Consider the following 17,978-nt stretch of genomic DNA (forward strand, 5'->3'; position numbering starts at 1 on the left):
GATCTGCTTATTTCGGCAGCGTGAGGCGGTAGAATTCCTTGTTGCCTTGCTGCGGCAAGGTGGTTTCCAAGGCTCCCACAGGTGCCCATGAACCGGCTCCCAACGTGGTGGATCGCTCAAGCGGCAGGGACAGGTGGACCTCTCCACCTCGCACGCGGACCAGCACGCCTGTTCCGCGGAGATCCTGGATGCTGTCTTCGGTGTAGAGTCCGTGGCCGCCGGGATTGGCGAGCACTTCGTCGCGGCCGTCGTTGCGGACACCTTGCAGGGCGGCGAGTGCCTGCGGCGAGGTGATCGCCAGAAGCGGATCGAGGCCGAGCAGGCGGAGCGCGTCCGAGTATCGGTTGAAGTTCACGAGTTCCGCGAGGCTGTATGGCAGCACCACGTCGCTGCGCACGTCCAGTTTCTGGATGCGGAGGTCCGAAGTGGCGGGCGTGTCGGCGGTGCTGTAGGCCGTGGCGGGCGTGGCGTGGCGGGAGGCGAGGTAATCACCGAAGACCTGCTGCTCGCCGATGGGATTTCCCGGAAGCGAGGGGGGCACGGTGAAATCGTTCGCTTCGTCGAGAGCGGGACCCAGGGTGTTGTTCGCAAGGAGGTAGCGGAAGTTCGAGCCGTTCGCTTTCACCGGATAGCCGTCGCCATTGTTGGCGATGAAGTTCAGGGTGACGACGGTGATGTTTTCCGGAGTGCCTGCGACCAGCGCCCCATCCTTGTAAAGGGCGGCGGCGAGTTCGCCTTCGTCACCGATGAGCGAGATGGTGCGGATGCGGTCGCCTGCCGTACGGGCGGGATCCCATGCGAAGGAGACTCCGCCGAGCTGCGGGAAGCGGCCCTGGTTCGGCCACTGGGCCACGCCGTGCTCCAGGATGGCCTTGAGGCCGGCGGCGGTGGTGTCGAAGGCGATGAGCTTGTTGTCGAAGCGCAGCGCATTTTCGATATCCAGGCGGGAAACGCCGCCTTCCAGCTTGCCGACGGCGGGGTTGGCCGGTGGCGGGAGTTTCACCGCACTGCCGCCCGCGCTGGAGACCGCTCCGATCTGGGCGCGGATACCGCCGCCGTTTTTCAAGGAAACGATGGGGGCCGTGCTGCCGGTGATGGCCCGGAGCTTGCCGGCGTTCGCATCCGCCGTGATGTCGCCGAGGTTAGTCTCCTCGCTGCGGACGAAGGCGCGCTCGCCCTCCAGATAGACGCTGGTGTAGCCGAAGACCTCGCCGTCCTTGGCGCTGATGACGGCCTGCACGGCATCGGTGATGGCCTTCACTTTCGCTCCCTTGGTCCCGGGGGCGAAAGCGGTGGCGGCGAGATTGCCCACCGTGGTTCCCCATGCGGCGGCGGCGTTTTCCGCCGTGGCGGCTTTCGCTCCGTTCACGGCCTTGCGGTCGTCGAGCGAACCGAGGACGAGTTCCCCGTTTTCGTCGAAGTCCACGACAAGGCGTCCGAGGTAGGTGAACTCGTTGTCCGTGTTGACGATGAGGGCGGGCTTGCCGTCGAGGCCGGCGGTGCGGATCGGGTAGTCTCCGGCGAAGGTCGCGGCGTGGCCGGGGAAGGGCGCCGCCACGTCGTCGGAATCTCCGAGGCGGGTGTTGGAACCGGCGGAGAGGACGATGTCCACGCCACTCAGCTTGGTGATGAGCGCCTGTTCGTTGGTGATCTGCTGGAGGTGGGCGAGCAGGATGATCTTGTTCACTCCCTCCGCGGCAAGCTCGTTGATGTAGGGCTGGATCTGGCTGGCGAGCAGGTCCATGTTGTCGCCGCCGGGAGCGCCCTTCACCTTCGTCCCGCTGGGGGATGAGATGGATTCGATCAACTGGGTGGTCACGCCGACGAGGCCGATTTTTTCACCACCCTTGGTGATGACTGCGGTGGGGACGATCTTGCCCTTGTGGCCGGAGGCTTCCGGGATACCGGTGGTGGCACCATCGAGCGCAACGTTGTTGAAGTGGGGGTTGATCGCCGCATCCCCCGAGAAATCAAGGTTCAGGCTGATGTGCGGGAACTGTGCGCCCACCCAGGCACCCGTCGCGCGGAAGGCGTCCGCGAAGACGTTCGAGCCGAGGTCCCACTCATGATTGCCGATGGCGGACGCCTCGACACCGAGAGCGTTGTGGATGGCGATGTCCGGCCGGGCGAAGGCCGTCGCTCCGATGCCGGGAACGGCGTTCAGCGAAGGATCCGTCCCCGCGTTGAGGAACGGGCTGGGGATGAAATTGTCGCCGCCGGAGAGGATCAGGGTGTTTTCATAATCATCGTCGAAGGCATCCACCAGCGCGGCGAGATTCGGCGCGGTCTGGGAGGCGAGCAGCCCGGCCTCGCCATCGGAGAGGTGGAGAAGCTGCAGGGTGTAGTTGGGGGATGCTGCCGGAGTGAAGACGTGGAGGCCGGAGTTTTTCAGCTCGGGGGGAGCACCGGTTTTCAGGTTCCCTTCGGACACGAGGTAGATGACCCCGTCGTCATCCATGGTGATGCCTTCGATCGTCTGCCTTCCGATCATGCTGATGTCCAGGGTGGAAACCAGCCTGCCTTCGCGGGTGATCTCGACGATCTTCTCCGCATCGCGTCCCAGCAGCAGGAGATTGCGGTAGGATGGGTGGCCGGGTGGCAGGTATTTGCTGGCCGCGAGCACGAAGATGTCCGACACCGTGGCCAGGGAGGAGCCGTGGGTTTCCGCCAATCCGGCGCGGGTGAGCCACTTCCGTGCGATCGGCTGTGCGACAGAGAATTTGGTTCCAGCTTCGCTGACGCCCGGCACTCCGCTCATTTCATAGACCCTGCAGAGAGCCTGTTCCTTGAGACCCCAGATGGATTTGTTGATCGGGTCGTATGCCACTCCCTCCAGATCGTTGTTGTTGGCGAGCGGGCCGAAGGGGTAGCTGGTCGGGGTGAGGTTCGTCAGTGTCCTCATCGCGGCAGGATCGAAGGTGGTGATCCGCAGCATGTTGTCGCGTTCGTCGGCCACGCCGAAGGTATTGTTCCCGAGATAAGTGATTCCTTCGGGATCGTCCAAGGCACGGTTGTCGCGCGGGGACACCTTGTAGTCGAAGAGCATGGAATTCACGAACTGCCCCTGTTTGGTGAACTGGGCCATGGCGTAGCCTTCGTCACCGACCATGAAAAGGGTGTCGGTATCCCGGTTGTAGGTGACGCCGGAAGCTTCCGGTGCGCCGACCTTGCCCTTGATCTGGTCGTAGGGATATCCGGCTGCCTCTCCGTCGCTCAGATAATAGTTCGTCGTGTGCGTGTATCTGTCGAGGATTCCCGGAGGCAGGGGAGGCAGGGGTGCCGGAGCGCTGCCATCGGATTTTGTCACCGTTCCATTCAGGGACAGGCCGCCGTTCCCCGCGCCGTCGGTGCTGAAGAGGAACACCGTCCCATAGGCGTTGGGAGCGGTCGCGAACAGGCCGAACTCGATGGTTCCGGTGGTGGAGAGACCGGGCAGCGCCCAATCCAGGGTGCGGGCCCTGTCGAAAACCGCGGCGCCGTGGGTGGCTTGGGAGTAGAGGGTGCCGTAGGTCCAGTCTTGTTCGAAAGTCCCATCGTTGTTCCCGTCGACACGGTAGGCCCATACGAAGGATGTGGCCAGGTTGTAGGAGTATTCACCGAGGGCGGTGTTGAAGGAAAAGCTCGTGAGGTTGAGCTTGTGGCCGGGAAGTGCGGACACCTTGAAGCTGATGTGGTCGGATGGCCTGAGGGCGGTTCCCCAGTTGCTGATGGCGGAAGAGCCGGTGTCCACCCGTTTGACCTGGCCCTTCACTTGGAGGCCGGAAGGGGATTGGACGTGGTCGGACCAGTCCACGGCTTCGAAAGGGAGGTTGTAGGTCCCGGGGGAGTTGACTTCGTTGAAGCCTCCCTGGTCGACGCTTCCGTTGTCGAACCTGACAAGGACATCTCCACGGGCTGGCAGGAGGGAGAATGTGGCGGCGCAGGCGCTTGCTGCGAGTATGGTGAATTTCATGTTGAACTGCTGGTCGTATTTTATGGGAAATCCCCGACACGTCCGCCGGAAGCCCTTCGTGTTGTGCAACGAGCGGGGCGGCTTCCGGCTGATATGGCGGGGACTGACAGGGATGTGTTCCGCGGGTTCTCAGCGGCGTCTCGCGCTCAGGAATCCAAGGACGCCGAGGCAGCCGAGGAGCATCGCGGAAGGCTCGGGGACCGCGCTGGTGGAGATCGACAGGTTGTCGATCGCCACCACGTCATATAAACTGCCGCTGCCGGTCGCGGGATCGATGACCGCCAACCGGAGCCAGCCTTGGGATTGGCCATCGAGGGCCGAACCGAAGTCGGCGCGGTCGAACGTGAGGGTTTCGCTTCCCCAGCCGGACGGAATGCTCGCATCGGACCACGTCGCCAGAGTCACAAAAGAGGTGGGGGCGGCTCCGGTGGCGTACTGAAGCGAGTAGGTGGTCGATTTCCCGGCGTCGTGCAGGAGGAGGAGATCGATGGTCAACGAGTCGAAAAGCACTCCTGTCGTCGAGAAGTTGAAATTGAGCGCCGCGCCCGGATCTCCGGCGGTGGTGACCTGGCCGAAACCGAGGGCGCGGTTGGCATTGGCCGCCTGCGCGGTGGCGTCGCTGGCCTGAGGGATGTTGGTCGACGAAAGGTTGTAGGCACCGCCGCCCGCATCGGCCCAGGGGAAGGCGTTTCCGAAATTCAGAAGAACGCGTTTGGTGGTCCCAAGCGAAGAAGCGGTCGCGTTCCTGCGGAAGTCCCATCCGGGAGCGATTTCCGTGCCGGTGGACAAGGTGTTGAAGTTTTCGGTGTAGGTGCCGGCACCGAGCGCGACAGTGGCGGCTTGCGAGAAAGAAGACAGCGCGAAAGCCGCCGTTCCGATAAGTAGCAGATTTTTTTTCATGTGTGATTTTATTGATGTGAGTTTCCAGCCTTGTCCGTGACCGGTGTGGGGGATCACGGGTATGGGGGCCGTGCGAAGGGGGTGGTGATTCCCGGACGGGAGATGAATCATTCCGCTGCCGAAACCTCAAAAGATTTCAGGTGTCATGTTTGTGCGGAAGTGCTGCAAATACTCTTCATCAACCGCGTTGGAGATATGCCTAATCCTCCATCATTCCGAAGAGTCGGGAGGAGGCAACACGGAAGAGCGGGTGTTACGAAAGTGTGAGCGGATGATGCAGATATGCTGCATATTCCGACGAGCCGGTCACAATGGCTGGCGGCCGGCCTCTATCCGGGCACCCGGAGCACGCGGGCCGGTCGATGTTGGTGCCGGTGCCTGTCACCGGCGAATGGATGACAACCTGATATCGGACAAAGGAGCGCCGGATGAGAGTTCGCTTTCTTTCACAATGGACTTGGGAAATGCCTGGATACGGATCTCCGAACGAAGAGGGGCCGCGGTGTCGTGCTGGGCGGCGTTTCAGAGGAAGTCTCGAAGTTTTTTCATATGGTTTCATCCGGCGATGGCGCGCGCATCCGATCCGGCGGAGAGGTGGGGTGCGATACGGCATTCCATGTCCCGGATGAACGCAAGTTAGCCCGCCCCGTGATCCTCGGGGGATCATGGGGCGGGCCGTCAATGGGAATGATGGAATTCCCGGTATGGATCAAGGAGCCACGATGCCCGGGCTGCCGGTTGGGCCGTTGCCGGCAGGAGCACCGGCTTTGAATTGGCCGGCGACAGTGCTGGCGAACACGAAGGACGTGCGGGCCGCGTTGAGCACGGCAGGAGCGTCTTCGGTGTCCAGAGCGGAAGTGATGCTCACGGTGTCGACCTGGGTGCCACCGGCGTTGAAGATGCGGATTTCGTCGGTTTTGCCGAGGTTCCTTTGGTTGTTTTCGACATAGTCCACCAGGGAGGCAGGAGCCGAGACTCCGCGCTCGCCGTACCAGGCTTGCTCGAAGAGACCGGCGCTGATCTCGGTGACGATCACGGTTTGGTTAGGATTCAGGATGACGGCTGGAAGAGCGATTCCGGTGGAAGCGGTTCCGCTGTTGTCATTGAATTTCCAGCCGGTGAGGTCTTGTGTCGTTCCGGTGGCGCCGAGGTAGGCGACTTCGAAATATTCTCCGAAAAGGCCCTTGTGGGAATATTCGGTGACGCGGACCTGGGCGTTGGAAGCGACGGTGGCGGCTGCGAAAGCAGCGAGCGCAAGGGATAGCATTTTCATGGTTTTGTTGTCTTTTTGTTGTTGTTGTTTTACTAAGGATCAAGTCGGGCCTTTGGTCCCTGGATTTGCCTGATCCGTGGATAATGAATCATTTTTCTCAGGAAGTGACAAAGGGTTTGGGGTTTCGAATTAGCCACCTTTCGCTGCAAATAATCATCAAGTTAAAATATATAGTTTAATCCGGTCATTACGGGCGGGCGGATGCTCATGATTGGCGGCGGGTGAATCCAAAGATGATGATGGATTGGCCGGGAAATGGATATATAGTTGGAATATCACCGGGACGCCGGGGGAGTGCGGCGGAAGATCCTCGGGACGGTGGTCCGCTTCTCACGCGTGGCCGGCGGGTTGTCACCGTCATCATGCGTTTCGGCCCGTCCCCCGATCCATAGGGATCATGGGACGGGCCGTGGGGCGGAGTGCGGGTGCCGGACGGAATCAGGGAACCACGACGCCTGGATTGCCGACGGGCCCGTTGGCTCCCGGAGCGCCGGCCTTCCATGAGCCGGGAATCGTGTCGGCGAACACCCAGTTCGTGCGGGCGGCATTGAGGACGGCGGCGCGGTCTTCGGTATCCCGGATGCTGGTGATGACCGATACCACATCCACCGCGATGCCGCCGGGGTTGAACAGGCGGATCTCGTCGACATCTTCGAAATTTTTCGTATTGTTCTCCACATAAGCCATCAGGTTTACCGGTACGGACAAGCCGGGTTCCGCATACCAGGCGATATCAAAAACCGTGGCACTGACCTCGGTGACGATCACCGTGCCATTCGTTCCCAAGGTGACGTTCGGCAGGGGTGCCCCGAAATTGTAAAGTCCGGTATTGTTGTTGAATCTCCAGTTATTGAGATTGACCGGTGTCAGGGCGAGGTTGGAGATTTCGAAATATTGTCCGAAAAGTCCTTTGTAGGAATATTCGGTGATCCGCACCTGGGCGCTTGAGGCGGCAGCGGTGGCGGCGAAAACCATAAGGGTGAGGGATGGCGATTTCATGCTGTTATATGTTTTTTGTTTTACTTCGGGTCGGACGTGATCGGATGGTTGTTGATTTTCCGGACTATCTGACAATGGACCGTTTCGCAGGAGGATCGCAAAGATTTCGGGGTTCCATGTCGGACACCGGATAATGCAAATACTCATCATTCGTCCCTGTGTCGGAGGCATGGCGGCAATCCGTGACGCCCGGGCGGATGAGAATGGAGCCCGTGGATTAACATATGGCGGGTGGTGGATTTCCGGGCCTCCGAAGCGGGCATGTCATCGGGTAGGGTCTTCCGTTCCCAAGGTTGTGGTGATGTTCACCGCATCCGCGGAAAAACAGGAAGAAGTGATAATTCCGATTGCGTGTGCTTTTCCAGTGTCCTCGTGCTGGCCACGGCATGGTCCTCCGGAGCCGAGGGAAATGCCCGACCGGGCTGGCCGAACCAGACAAGGTGGAACACGGCGGCACCGGTCCTGATGATGATTCCCCTATCGCATGCGTTGGAAACAGTGCCCGGCAGAAGGATTCCGGCGGCGACCGTTCCGGTGTCGTCCTTGTAGCTCCAACCACAGCCGCTGACATACGGGGTGCCCGCGGGAGAGATTTCGAAGCGTCCTTCGAATGGATCCGCGCGGGAATATTCGGTGGCACGAATTGGGACATCCGTAATGGCGGAGACCGCCAGGACAAGAAATAACAACTTCATGGTCTCAATAGATATTGTGTTTTGCCGGGAGATGAACCGGAGCGTCGGTCAGCGGATTTTCCCAAATTCCGTGTTGGACGATTTCATTGTCAGCGCGCGGATGCATGTCCCGCTGATTTCCCAAGGTTCATGTGGAAAGGCGGGTATGAGATGATCATGTCATGCCGGTCTCCGGTAGGATCAGTTCCGAACACCCGGCGAGGTTTCCGTCCGCAGTTTCGCAAGTACCGTGCGGGCTTGTGCTTTCGCGGTATCGTCGAGCTTCTTATCCAGCCCGGCCAGCAGATCGTTCGCGTTCTTGTCGCCACGCTCGATGGCGAGGCTGGCGTAGGCCCATGCCTGGATCTGGTCCATCTTGGTTCCCAGTCCCTTGTCCGCCATGTAGGCGATGCGGGCGAGGGCCGCGGTGTTTCCCTTGTTGCCTGCCATGGTGTAGAGCGTGCCGGCATTCGCATAGTTGACGGGGGTGCCGATGCCTTGTTCGTGGAGGGTTCCAAGCTGATACTGCAGATCGGCATTTCCGGATTTCATCGCTTCGGTGAGCCATGCGACGGCGGCTTGTGGATCGGGTTTTCCCAGTCTGCCTTCCAAATAGAGGGAGGCGAGATCGGCCTGTGCCTGAAGGATGCCGTTGGCGGCGGCTTCGATGAGATATGGGTAGGCTTTGACCGGCTGATCCTTGAGATAGATTCCGGCGAGGCAGGCGGCGGCGTCGGCATTCTCCAATGCGGCGGAGCGCTCCAGCAGGCGGATGCCTTCGGCGCGCTCCGTGTCATTCCGCAGGAGGATGGCGGCGAGCTTCACCATGCTGTGGGTGTCGCCTGCCTCGACGCCTTTCTGGTAGCGCAGCCGCGCCGCCTGAGGATCCTTGGCGGCTTGAAGATCACCAAGGATGGAATGGCCTTCCACGGCCCCTGCCGCGAGGGCTTTCTCGATCCACCGCTTTCCTTCGTCGGCATCACCGGCCGCGAGGAGTTCTCCGAGTCTCAGCGCGGCGGTGGTGTCGCCCGCATCGGCGGCCTTGCGATACCACTGCAGGGCGGACGAGGGGTCTGGTTTGAGATCGGATGCGATCGCGCCTTCCGCGAGTTTCGCGAGGAGGAGCAATGACGACGAGTCGCCATGTTCCGCCGCACGCCGCCAGAACTCGCGGGCTTTCATGTTGTCCGGTTTTTCGTCCACAAGGCCGCGCAGGCTGATCTCGCCAAGGATGCGGAGAGCGGAGGGATCGCCTTTTCCGGCGATGTCTTCGAGTTCCCGGATGCCGGCTTTTCTGACGTTCTCATCCGCGCTGGATGCGATGCGGACGACGATGAGGCGGAGCCGCGCCTCCGCGTTTCCGGCCGCTGCTGCGGTGCGGTAGGCCAGGTCCATCGCCTGGGCGCGGGAAAGACGGGCTGGTGTGGCCTCCTCAAGCAGGAGGCCGAGAAGGAACCACGCGTCCTTGTCGCCCTTGTCCGCGAGCGGCTTCGCCAGTGCTCTGGCGGAGTCCTTCCAGCCGTGGCGATAGAGATCGGCCGCCTGCCGCAGTCCATGATCCGGTCCGGGTCGCGGAGCGGCGATCGGCAGCTCTTTGGCGAGGATGGTGTGGGCGAGCAGGACGAATGTAAGGGTCAGGTGTTTCATATGGATGAATTCCAATTTCTATAGCATCGCATTTCTAACAAGAGATTCGGGCGCTCGGACAAGTGCCAACTTGCCGCATGGCGGAGATGTTACCTGCCGCTGTCTATTTGCAGCGTGTCGGAGATGTGACCTTGTGCTGCATATTTGAAGAGATGCCGCGCTTGATGATTCATGTCATGTGTCTCCGGTTGTTGGAAATGAATTGATTATAGGTGTTGCCGGTCTCCGGTGATGGCTTTGATTGTTTAGGTAAAGTCCGGAAGAATATTGATCCGGACCATGGAAGCGGAAGATATGCAAAAACGACACGAGGAATATCTTGCGTCATGGCTTTGTTTCCACGATGGATGCCATCCTATGAAGAAGACGGAACGCATCGCGTGGGTGGTTGTCGTGTCCGCCCTGGTTGTCTGGAATGTGTCGGGCAGGGACGGGGCCGATGGCGGTGGAAAACCGGACCGCTCCGGAGCCGCCGCCGCCGGATCATCCGGACGCCATCGGGCCGGGCAGCCGCTTGTGGGAAAAACAAGCGAACGAGCCCGGCGGGGTGCGCCTGAGGGTGAGATCTCCGCGCGGACCGGCAGCATCCGCAGCCGCAGCCTGAACGCCCTGCGTTCGGCTGATCCGGTGGCCAGGATGTCCGCCTTCCTCCAGGTGTTGTCTTCCTGCGATGCCACGGGCCTCGGACAGGTGGAGGAGGCGATGGAAGAATTGAAGGCGGCGGGCATTCCGCTGGCCGGAGAGGAGGAGCTGATGCACTTCCGCGCCGGGCAACTGAACGGGGCCGGATTGCTCGCGGACCGCACGGGAAAGGCGGAGGATTTCGCGGAGCTGGCAAATGTCAGACGACAGTATGAGGGATGGATCCAGTCGGACCCGCAGGCGGCGGGCCGCTGGCTCGACGGGCTTCCCACCGGAAGATTCCGTGATCAAATGGCGGTGGCCTACATCACCGCCAGCACGAAGGACGATCCGTTGGGAGCGTTCGATCTCGTTGCCACTCTCCACCCCAGCCAGCAGGCGGTTGCGGGTGGGCAGGTAGCGGCTTCCGCCACGACGGAGGATGCCGCCGCCTTGTTGTGGACGCTGGAGGCCAACGCCGGCACAGGCGGGCCTTATCTGGAAACGATGTTCACCGCGTTGGCGGGAAAGGTGGCTGAAGGAAACGACCCCGCGGCGGTTTCGCTGATCGAGGAACATTTGGACCAACCCTTTGTAAGCGATTCCGCCCTGTCGCTGGTTTCCGCCGCCAAGGCGAAATTCGACCCGCAAGGGGCGTTGCATTGGGCGGTGGAGATGGAAACCCGGAAGGCGGACAGGGTGAACCACGGCCAGGTGGTCTCCACCGTCATCGAGGCCTTGTCATTGGAAGGGCTGGAAACGGCGGAAAGCTGGGCGGCGGCTCAACCGGATGCCGACGCGCTGCTTCGCGCCATCGAGCGGAGGAAAGAGAAGCTTCAGGACCGGCAAGGTGGGGAAAACAAATATGACAGGGATGACTGACAAGGGCGAAGCATGACGGTGCCGGAGGAACTCCTCCGGTCGCCGCCCAATGAAGATCCGCCGTTGGGCTGTTCTTCATCCCCTATCCTAGCTTACCTCCTTTTAACCCGGTAAAAACGGCTGGAGTCGCCAGGTGTGGCAGGCATGAACAGACTGGACGAGGTGCCGGACGCGCGGACGTTTTCCGCTTCGTTATGCCACTGAAGGAGATCCGTGGAGGTCTCCACATCGTAAGAGAGGCCGGGAAGCGAGTTCCAATCCAACCGCATGTCCTCGCCGTCCTGCGAAAAGCGCGTGACCTCCAGAGGCTTGGCCTGCCCGGGCAGAACCGTGAACCGGATGGGGCCCTGCTCGATGGCGTAGCCCCCGTTGGTGAAAAGAACCGCGTAATATTCTCCCGTCGCGGGATTGAACGACATCGATCCTGCGGGGAAATTTCCTCCGGTTGTCTGGCTGCCGTTCAGGTATTGCCAGTAGGCGGCGTAGTTCGTGCCCGGCTTTTCACCGGCGCGGTAGATGGCGATCCAACTGTCGGGATTCCCCGTCGCCCCATTCCAAACCGCCGTGAGGGGGGAACCGGATGACAGATGGCTGCCGTTGATCGAGAACGCCTCGCTGTTGCCGGTTTCCTTGAAGACCTGTGTCCGCAGGGTGACGTTGCCATTCAAGGTCAGGGTGTAGGTGGAATTGTGCTCCGGCGAAACCTCCAGCACATCCAGACCGGAAACGTTGGTTTGTGTGCTTCCGTCTCCGAGGACAAGGCTTTCAACCACGCCGTCACCCGGATCGATCACCCAGGAGAGCGTGATGGGGTTGCCTTCGTTGATGAAGGAGTGATCGGCGGTGAAGCCTGTGATGCGCGGGCTGTTGGCCACGGTGAACTGGACGGTGCCGAGAATCTGGTAGCCGTCGTTCGCCAGGAAATAGGCGGTCCAGTTTCCTTTGGGCAGTCCTGGATTGGTAAAGGTGAACGTCCCTTCCGCGAGCGGAGTGCCCGCCGTCTGTGTTCCACCCATGTAGGCCCAGATGGTGGAAGCCGGGCTGCCGTCCGGAACACCCGACATGCTGCTCGGATAAATCCCGACCCAGTCCGTGGCGGAAGGTCCGGTCCGGCCGGACCATGTCACCTTGATGGATTCACCAAGCTGATAGACCGGTTTGTCCAGGGTGAACGCGGGCAGCGGCGCGGTGATGGAGAAATTGAAATTCGCAAGAGACGTCGTGCCGTCCGCGTCGAGGAAGTGGGCCGTCCAGTTGCCGATCGCAAGGCCCGGCGTGCCGAACGTGACGGACCCAGCGGCCAGTGCGGAGCCGGGAGTCTGGGTGCCGGACGTGTGGACCCAGAGGGTGGCCGCGGTCGATGCCGGGTTGGCATTCCGCGGGAAAATTCCGACCCTGTCGTTCGCCGAGGCCGGTGTCCGGTTCGACCACGTGGCGGTGATGGCCTCACCGGTCGGGTAGGAGGTCTTGTTGAGGGAGAACGCCACCGCGGTGGGGGCCGGAGCCACGACAAAGTCCACGCTGCCGAGATTGCCATACCCGTCGTTGTCCAAAAAGAACGCGGTCCACTGGCCCATGGCGAGAGTGGGATTCGTGAATGTCACGGATCCCTCGGCCTTCGCGGCGCCGGCGGTGCCGGTTCCGCTGGTGTAGCACCATATCGTGGAATTCACCGCACCCGGCGCGACATTTCTCGGATAGATGCCGATCCAGTCCTTCGCCTTCGGTGACGACCGTCCCGACCAGGTCGCGGTGATGGACTCACCCGGAGTGAAATTTGTCTTGTTGAGCGTGAAGACGGTTTGCGCGTGTGCCGCGGCGATCAGCACGAAGGAAAACAGCGCGGCGATGATTCTGGCATTCATGAGAGGTGGAAAAGTCAGGTTAGGCAGCGACGACGCTGAAGTTGAAACGGTTCGAAACCTCGGTGTAGGAGTCGTTGGTGAACATCGAGACGAAGTAGTCGCCCGGCGGGAGGTCCGGCAGGGCAAAGGTCACCGAGCCGGAGGTGGCCCCTGCGAAGTAGAGGTAGGACAGGAGCGGCGCGAGGCCGGGTGTGCCGCCCGCGGCGTGCAGCCCGATCCAATCCTTGGGAATGCCGGGACCACCTGAGAAGCGGACCGTGAAATTCTGCCCGGCGGTCACCACCGCCGTATCCATGGATACCTCGGCGATGAGGGTGCCGATGGAGAAACCGGCGCGGGGAGACAGCTCGTAGGCCTGTCCGTTCACCAGGAAGGTCGCGTAATAGAAGCCCTTCGCCAGTCCCGCGACCGTACGTTTTCCATGGCGGGATCTCGCGGGGACGGTGATGGCGGGGGTGGCGGTGCCGGGAACCTCGCCGACCAGATAGACAGCGATCAGATCATCCTCACCGCCGGGAGCGGCGTTCCATGAAACCGTCACGTCCTCGGCTTCGTCGTAGGTCGCCTTCGTCGTGGTGATCTGGACAGGTGTCCCGACATAAAAAGGAACACGAGGAGCGATCTCGGCCGTCCCGTTGTTACCGAAGAATCCGGCGAACCACATTCCGGGAGTGAAATCGTATCGGAAATTCCGGCTCCCGGCACCGCCGGTCGCATACTGGCGGGATGCGGGGACGGCGGATGCGGGGGATTCTCCGTGGCGGAACATGCCGATCCAGTCCGCCGCGAAGGTGGACGGACGTTCATAGCTGACCAGGATATCCTCACCCGGTGCGTAGATCGATTTTGCCAGGCTCAGGGAAGTCCCTGCCGCCGAACTGCCGGTCACGTCGAAAACATAAGCGGCGGACCATCCGGACCAGACCGCGTTCGAGTCACGGTGGCGCACGCGCGCGTAGTAGTGGCTGTCCGGCAGGGCGTTCGCGGCGATGGTGAAATCGAGCACGTTGACTTCCGCATGGATGTTGACCGGCTCGTAGTTGGGAGCGCCCGTGTCACCGTAGAGGTTCTCCACGTCACGGATGCGGTCGATGATGAGGCTGGAGAAGCCCGCGTCCGCCGAGACCTGGAACTGTGTGCTGTTGAGAACCTCCGACGGCGCATCCGAAGCGAACGCGGAGCTATGGAGAATGAACGGCAGCGCCACCAGATTCTGCTGGCCCGGCGCGCTTGATCCGGTGTTCGTCATCAACGGGGCATGGGGCGCGGCGATGCCGAAACGGCGGTGGAATGAATCGATGAGGCGGCTGTTGTAGGCCTGGGTCGTCCAACGGGTGCTTTCGGGAAGCCGGACGTTCGCCTCGGCGTAGCACTCCACTCGCATGTCGCGGTTGTCCAGATCGAAATCGATCAGCTGCCACGCCCAGTTCGCCACGGTTTTCTGCACATCGTCATAGTCGATCTCGCTCGACTGGCCCCAATATTGGTCCCACGCCGTCGCGCCGGAAATGACGTGGTAGATCGGCCAATCGCGTGTCTGTCCCCGGGCGTAAAGGTGGTGGTGGGCACCGATGTTCAGGACGTGTTTTTCGGTTTGCGCGAGGATCGGCATCACCTCCGTGCGGAACCAGTTGGAAATGTCTCCGACATATTGTTCCGCCTGGTAGGGACGGTGGCACAGGCTGATGATGAACTCCACGGAATCGTCGGTCTTCGCGGCGTTGATGATGTCCTGGGCCCATTGCTTCTGCACGTTGCCGATCCCTTCCGCAGGGTTCGGCATCGACTCGCTGTTGAAGTGCATGAACAGCACGTTGGCCAGCTGGTAGGCATAATAGGCGTCCCCCCCGGGGCTTGTGATGCCTTGGTAGGAGAGCTGCTCATAATAGAAAAGGCTCTTGTAAAGCGCCAGGTTGCTGTCGCCACCATAGGTTTCGTGGTTTCCCACGGTGGTCATCGAGGCGAGATTGGGAGTGACGCTCTTGCCGTATTCGAAGTGGAGGTTCCGGTAGTGGTTGAGCGTTCCCACATCCACCTGGTCGCCGACATTGAGGATGAAATCGACGGCCTCTTCCAAGGGGACGCCGTATTTTTCCTCGATCTTGATTCTCGCGCGGCCGATCAATTTCTCCCAACGGCGCTCCGTGGAGATGATCTGGTTGTCGCCGATCACGAGCACCCTGAAGCGGCCTGTTTTGGTGCCGAGGGCGGGCGGGGTCTTGAACCGGTGGACATCCGAGGTCTCCAGTTCGGTCCGGACACGGTAGTAATAGAATGTGGACGGTTGCAGCCCCGTGATCTGCGCGGAGTGGTAACGATAGTTGGTCCCCAGGTTCTGCATGCCTCCGGTCACCTGATTCACCAGTTGGTCCACGGACGTCCCCCAATCGATGATGGACTGGGCCCCGGCGTCCGTCCACCAGCTGACCCAGATGGAGTCGGGCCGGGGTGTCTGCAGGTAGGGCTTGAGGGTGGAGCCGGTCTCTGCCGCGGATGCGGTGGAAATCGCCCGCTCCACCAGCAATCCTCCGAGGATGCTCCGGGTGGCCATGCCGGCGGTCGTGGCGGATGTCAGACGGAGGAAATCAGAACGTTTCATGAAGCTGTCGGGAAATGGGTTGGATGGGATCAGGCGCGGCGGCGGCGGGCGACGAGACCGGCACATGAAACGGCGGCAAGGATCATGCTGCCGGGCTCGGGGACGAAAATGCCTCCGGCATTGGCACCGCCGAGGGCGGCTACCGCCGAATCGCTGAGGGTGGAATCCATGAACCCGACGCTGTTCACATAGAGGGAATGGGTGTAGACGCCGCTGGTGTCTCCTTCGTTGAACAAGAGGAGATCGGCTCCGCTGTTCGCATTGCTGTAGAGGGCGAATCTCCCGTCCCTCATGCTTGATCCCGTGCGGGTGAAGGCCAGTGTGCCGTTTACGAAATATTTCACGGTGCCGCCATCCAGATCGGCAACAAACGCGATGCGGTTCCACTGGTTCTGGAGGATCAGCGGGGACGTCGAGTAGCCGAGGGCGGCGATTCCGAGGCGTCCGGAGGCGTCGATGTAGAAATCAGCATCGTTTCCGTTCGACGTATCCGTGTTGAAGAGGGCCTGCCAGCCAGCCGCACCCGGACTGTAGATATCCATGATGATCGAGTAATCGTTGATATAGCTCCCGCCGCCGTTCGGGCCGCTGGATGGCAGCGTCAGGAGCAGGCCGTTGCCGGCGCCCGTGAGAGCGGGAACCGCGAGATATCGGGAGGTTTGGAAATTGATGTGTGGAACAGCTGCTCCATCGGTGGTTCCATAGGTGATCTGCCCTGCTGTCGTGGCATCGGCGGCGGCCATGATTCCTCCACCCAGCGATGAACCCAGATCTCCTTGATCGAATGTCCACTCATAAGTGGTTGCTCCCATCAGGGACAGCGGTGTTGCCAAAAAGCCGAAAAACATCAAAAAGCGGTTCAATTTCATAATGGGATGGAAAGTTTCCCGCCTCGGTCGCCATCCGCCCGGACAGGCTGATCCGGCTGCCTGGGAAGTCAGGTCGGGCGGGCACGACGTCAGACTCCATCCGGATGGAAAACCCGGCCAACCCTGCTGGGAAACATTTTCGTCATATTCAATTTTGACGGCGCTGGTCTTCTGATCGGCAATCGCGGCGGATCTCCCGAAGCCACGGTTTTGATGTCCCGATCAGAACCCACCATCGGCTCCGACAGGGGAATGCGGCTGTCAATGCCCCTCCACGAATGGCCCATGCTCCTGTCCTCCCGTGAGGAAGAGGGGAGTGCCAACGGGCTACCGGCAGAGAATGCCCGCCCGTCGATGAATTTGGGGGGCATCGGGATCCGCCATCGCTTCACTTGCGGGTCATTTCAAAATCTTGTCCAGAGACGGCAGCGCGGCTTCGTAAATCGCCTGGTGTCCATCGGCGGTTGGGTGTTGCCCGTCCGCGGTCTTGAACCGCACGGTGCCCAGATCGATCAGGTGGGCGTGCGGGTCCTTGCTGGTATTTAAATAGGCCTCGACGGCCGCTGTGACTTCGGAGCGGGCCCGGCCCGAAACGGGAACCATGACGATGATGCGGGTATCCGGGAGGCAGCGCTCGCGCAATCGGGTCAAAGCGGCGGTGACGTGCTCGGATTTCGGAGCACCGTTTTCTCCCAGATTGATGAGGACGACTTTCGGGCACGGGGCGAGCTTTCCGTCCGTAAGGCGGGAGGTGGTGCTGGTGATTTGATCGATGAGGTCGGCTGCCTGCGGATTGTTTCCTCCTCCGCCGGACCATGCGTAACCTCCAAAGGCAAGACGGGATTCCCGGAAGCCGTAGTGTTTGGCCAGGAGATAACCGTAGCTGGCGCGGGCGTCATCCGAGGCGGCCCATTGGTCGTCCGGAGGGCGGCCCTGTTTGGAATCATAGGCTGCGGCGTCGCCGGAAAGAATGGAGTCGCCGAGGTTCAGCCAGACCGGTGCGGCGGACGGGACCGTGAGGCGGCATTTCGGGTCCACTGTGAAACCCGTCAAACTGACTGCGTTTGCGGGGACGTCGCCATGGAAGCGGTCCTCAAAAGGGGACATGCCTCTGATGTGAAAGTCGATGACCGGGTTCGGAACCGACTCGGAAAGCGTGATGCTGGTTTCGCCGGCGGCGATCTGGTGGGTCCGGGCGGTCCCGTTGTTCACCGTCCAAGCAAGAATGGGGAAGCGGGTGGGGGACGGATAGGAGTGGGAACCGGCATCAATGTGGAGAATAACCTGCTTCGTATCGAGAAAAGCGATTTTGAAGGACGCTCCACATACCGGCGAATGTACGGCGCCCGCGCTCTTGATCCAATTGAGCGGCGACAATCCGGCGAGAACCTGCGGATCGTCGGCACGGATGGTCTTCATGGGCGACGGGGCGGCGGACAATTCGCCCGTGAGTATGGATATTATAAACAGCGCGCGAAAGAAGCGGGTGCTCATTGGCATGGGAGTGGGTTCCGGGGCGCATACGGTTCAGATGCCGGCCCTCGGTCCGGATTATAGGGCGATCCTTGGATCGGCCGCCAGTTTCGATGGTTCTGATGCCGGAATTGGCACTAATATTGGATTGGTGCCCGGTTTCAACGTCCCGATTTGAGGTGCAAATCGCCCGTTGTGGTTTGATTTTTCAATAAATCGACGCT

Annotated in this window: 11 protein-coding genes; 1 reads left to right on the forward strand and 10 read right to left on the reverse strand. The window is 61.1% G+C overall.

The window, feature by feature from the left end; genetic code table 11:
* Window positions 1–7: 7 nt before the first annotated feature.
* The 6 genes from JIN84_RS11280 to JIN84_RS11305 form a co-directional block, all read right to left on the reverse strand.
* Window positions 8–3,952 carry an SdiA-regulated domain-containing protein gene (locus JIN84_RS11280; RefSeq protein ID WP_200351147.1) on the reverse strand — a complete coding sequence of 1,315 codons (3,945 nt, stop codon included), beginning with the start codon at window positions 3,950–3,952 and terminating at the stop codon, window positions 8–10.
* A 129-nt stretch (window positions 3,953–4,081) separates the two neighbouring features.
* Window positions 4,082–4,852 carry a PEP-CTERM sorting domain-containing protein gene (locus JIN84_RS11285; RefSeq protein WP_200351148.1) on the reverse strand — a complete coding sequence of 257 codons (771 nt, stop codon included), beginning with the start codon at window positions 4,850–4,852 and terminating at the stop codon, window positions 4,082–4,084.
* A gap of 709 nt (window positions 4,853–5,561) precedes the next feature.
* Entirely contained in the window at window positions 5,562–6,125 is a 564-nt protein-coding gene (locus tag JIN84_RS11290; protein ID WP_200351149.1) for a lamin tail domain-containing protein, read from the reverse strand.
* A 438-nt stretch (window positions 6,126–6,563) separates the two neighbouring features.
* On the reverse strand, window positions 6,564–7,124 hold the full coding sequence (locus tag JIN84_RS11295; protein ID WP_200351150.1) for a lamin tail domain-containing protein: 561 nt from the start codon (window positions 7,122–7,124) through the stop codon (window positions 6,564–6,566).
* Window positions 7,125–7,429: 305 nt separating this feature from the next.
* Window positions 7,430–7,819: a hypothetical protein gene (locus tag JIN84_RS11300; protein WP_200351151.1), complete on the reverse strand. Its 390-nt coding sequence runs from the start codon at window positions 7,817–7,819 to the stop codon at window positions 7,430–7,432.
* Window positions 7,820–7,999: 180 nt separating this feature from the next.
* The gene (locus tag JIN84_RS11305) at window positions 8,000–9,445 is read right to left on the reverse strand and encodes a tetratricopeptide repeat protein (protein ID WP_200351152.1); all 1,446 of its coding nucleotides are present in this window, start codon (window positions 9,443–9,445) and stop codon (window positions 8,000–8,002) included.
* A gap of 357 nt (window positions 9,446–9,802) precedes the next feature.
* Here JIN84_RS11305 and JIN84_RS11310 point away from each other — a divergent pair, with 357 nt between their 5' ends.
* On the forward strand, window positions 9,803–10,948 hold the full coding sequence (locus JIN84_RS11310) for a hypothetical protein (RefSeq protein ID WP_200351153.1): 1,146 nt from the start codon (window positions 9,803–9,805) through the stop codon (window positions 10,946–10,948).
* A gap of 92 nt (window positions 10,949–11,040) precedes the next feature.
* Here JIN84_RS11310 and JIN84_RS11315 read toward each other — a convergent pair whose 3' ends face one another.
* The 4 genes from JIN84_RS11315 to JIN84_RS11330 all read right to left on the reverse strand — a co-directional run bounded on the left by JIN84_RS11315 (window position 11,041) and on the right by JIN84_RS11330 (window position 17,700).
* A complete protein-coding gene (locus tag JIN84_RS11315; protein WP_200351154.1) occupies window positions 11,041–12,813 on the reverse strand; it encodes a hypothetical protein in 1,773 nt (590 codons plus the stop codon).
* A 19-nt stretch (window positions 12,814–12,832) separates the two neighbouring features.
* Window positions 12,833–15,412 carry a purple acid phosphatase family protein gene (locus tag JIN84_RS11320; RefSeq protein WP_200351155.1) on the reverse strand — a complete coding sequence of 860 codons (2,580 nt, stop codon included), beginning with the start codon at window positions 15,410–15,412 and terminating at the stop codon, window positions 12,833–12,835.
* A gap of 29 nt (window positions 15,413–15,441) precedes the next feature.
* Window positions 15,442–16,281 carry a LamG-like jellyroll fold domain-containing protein gene (locus tag JIN84_RS11325; RefSeq protein WP_200351156.1) on the reverse strand — a complete coding sequence of 280 codons (840 nt, stop codon included), beginning with the start codon at window positions 16,279–16,281 and terminating at the stop codon, window positions 15,442–15,444.
* Window positions 16,282–16,680: 399 nt separating this feature from the next.
* Window positions 16,681–17,700, reverse strand: coding sequence for an SGNH/GDSL hydrolase family protein (locus tag JIN84_RS11330; RefSeq protein WP_200351157.1), 1,020 nt, complete (start codon window positions 17,698–17,700; stop codon window positions 16,681–16,683).
* Between the last annotated feature and the right edge of the window lie 278 nt (window positions 17,701–17,978).

The organism is Luteolibacter yonseiensis (assembly GCF_016595465.1).
GTDB classification, from domain to species: domain Bacteria; phylum Verrucomicrobiota; class Verrucomicrobiia; order Verrucomicrobiales; family Akkermansiaceae; genus Luteolibacter; species Luteolibacter yonseiensis.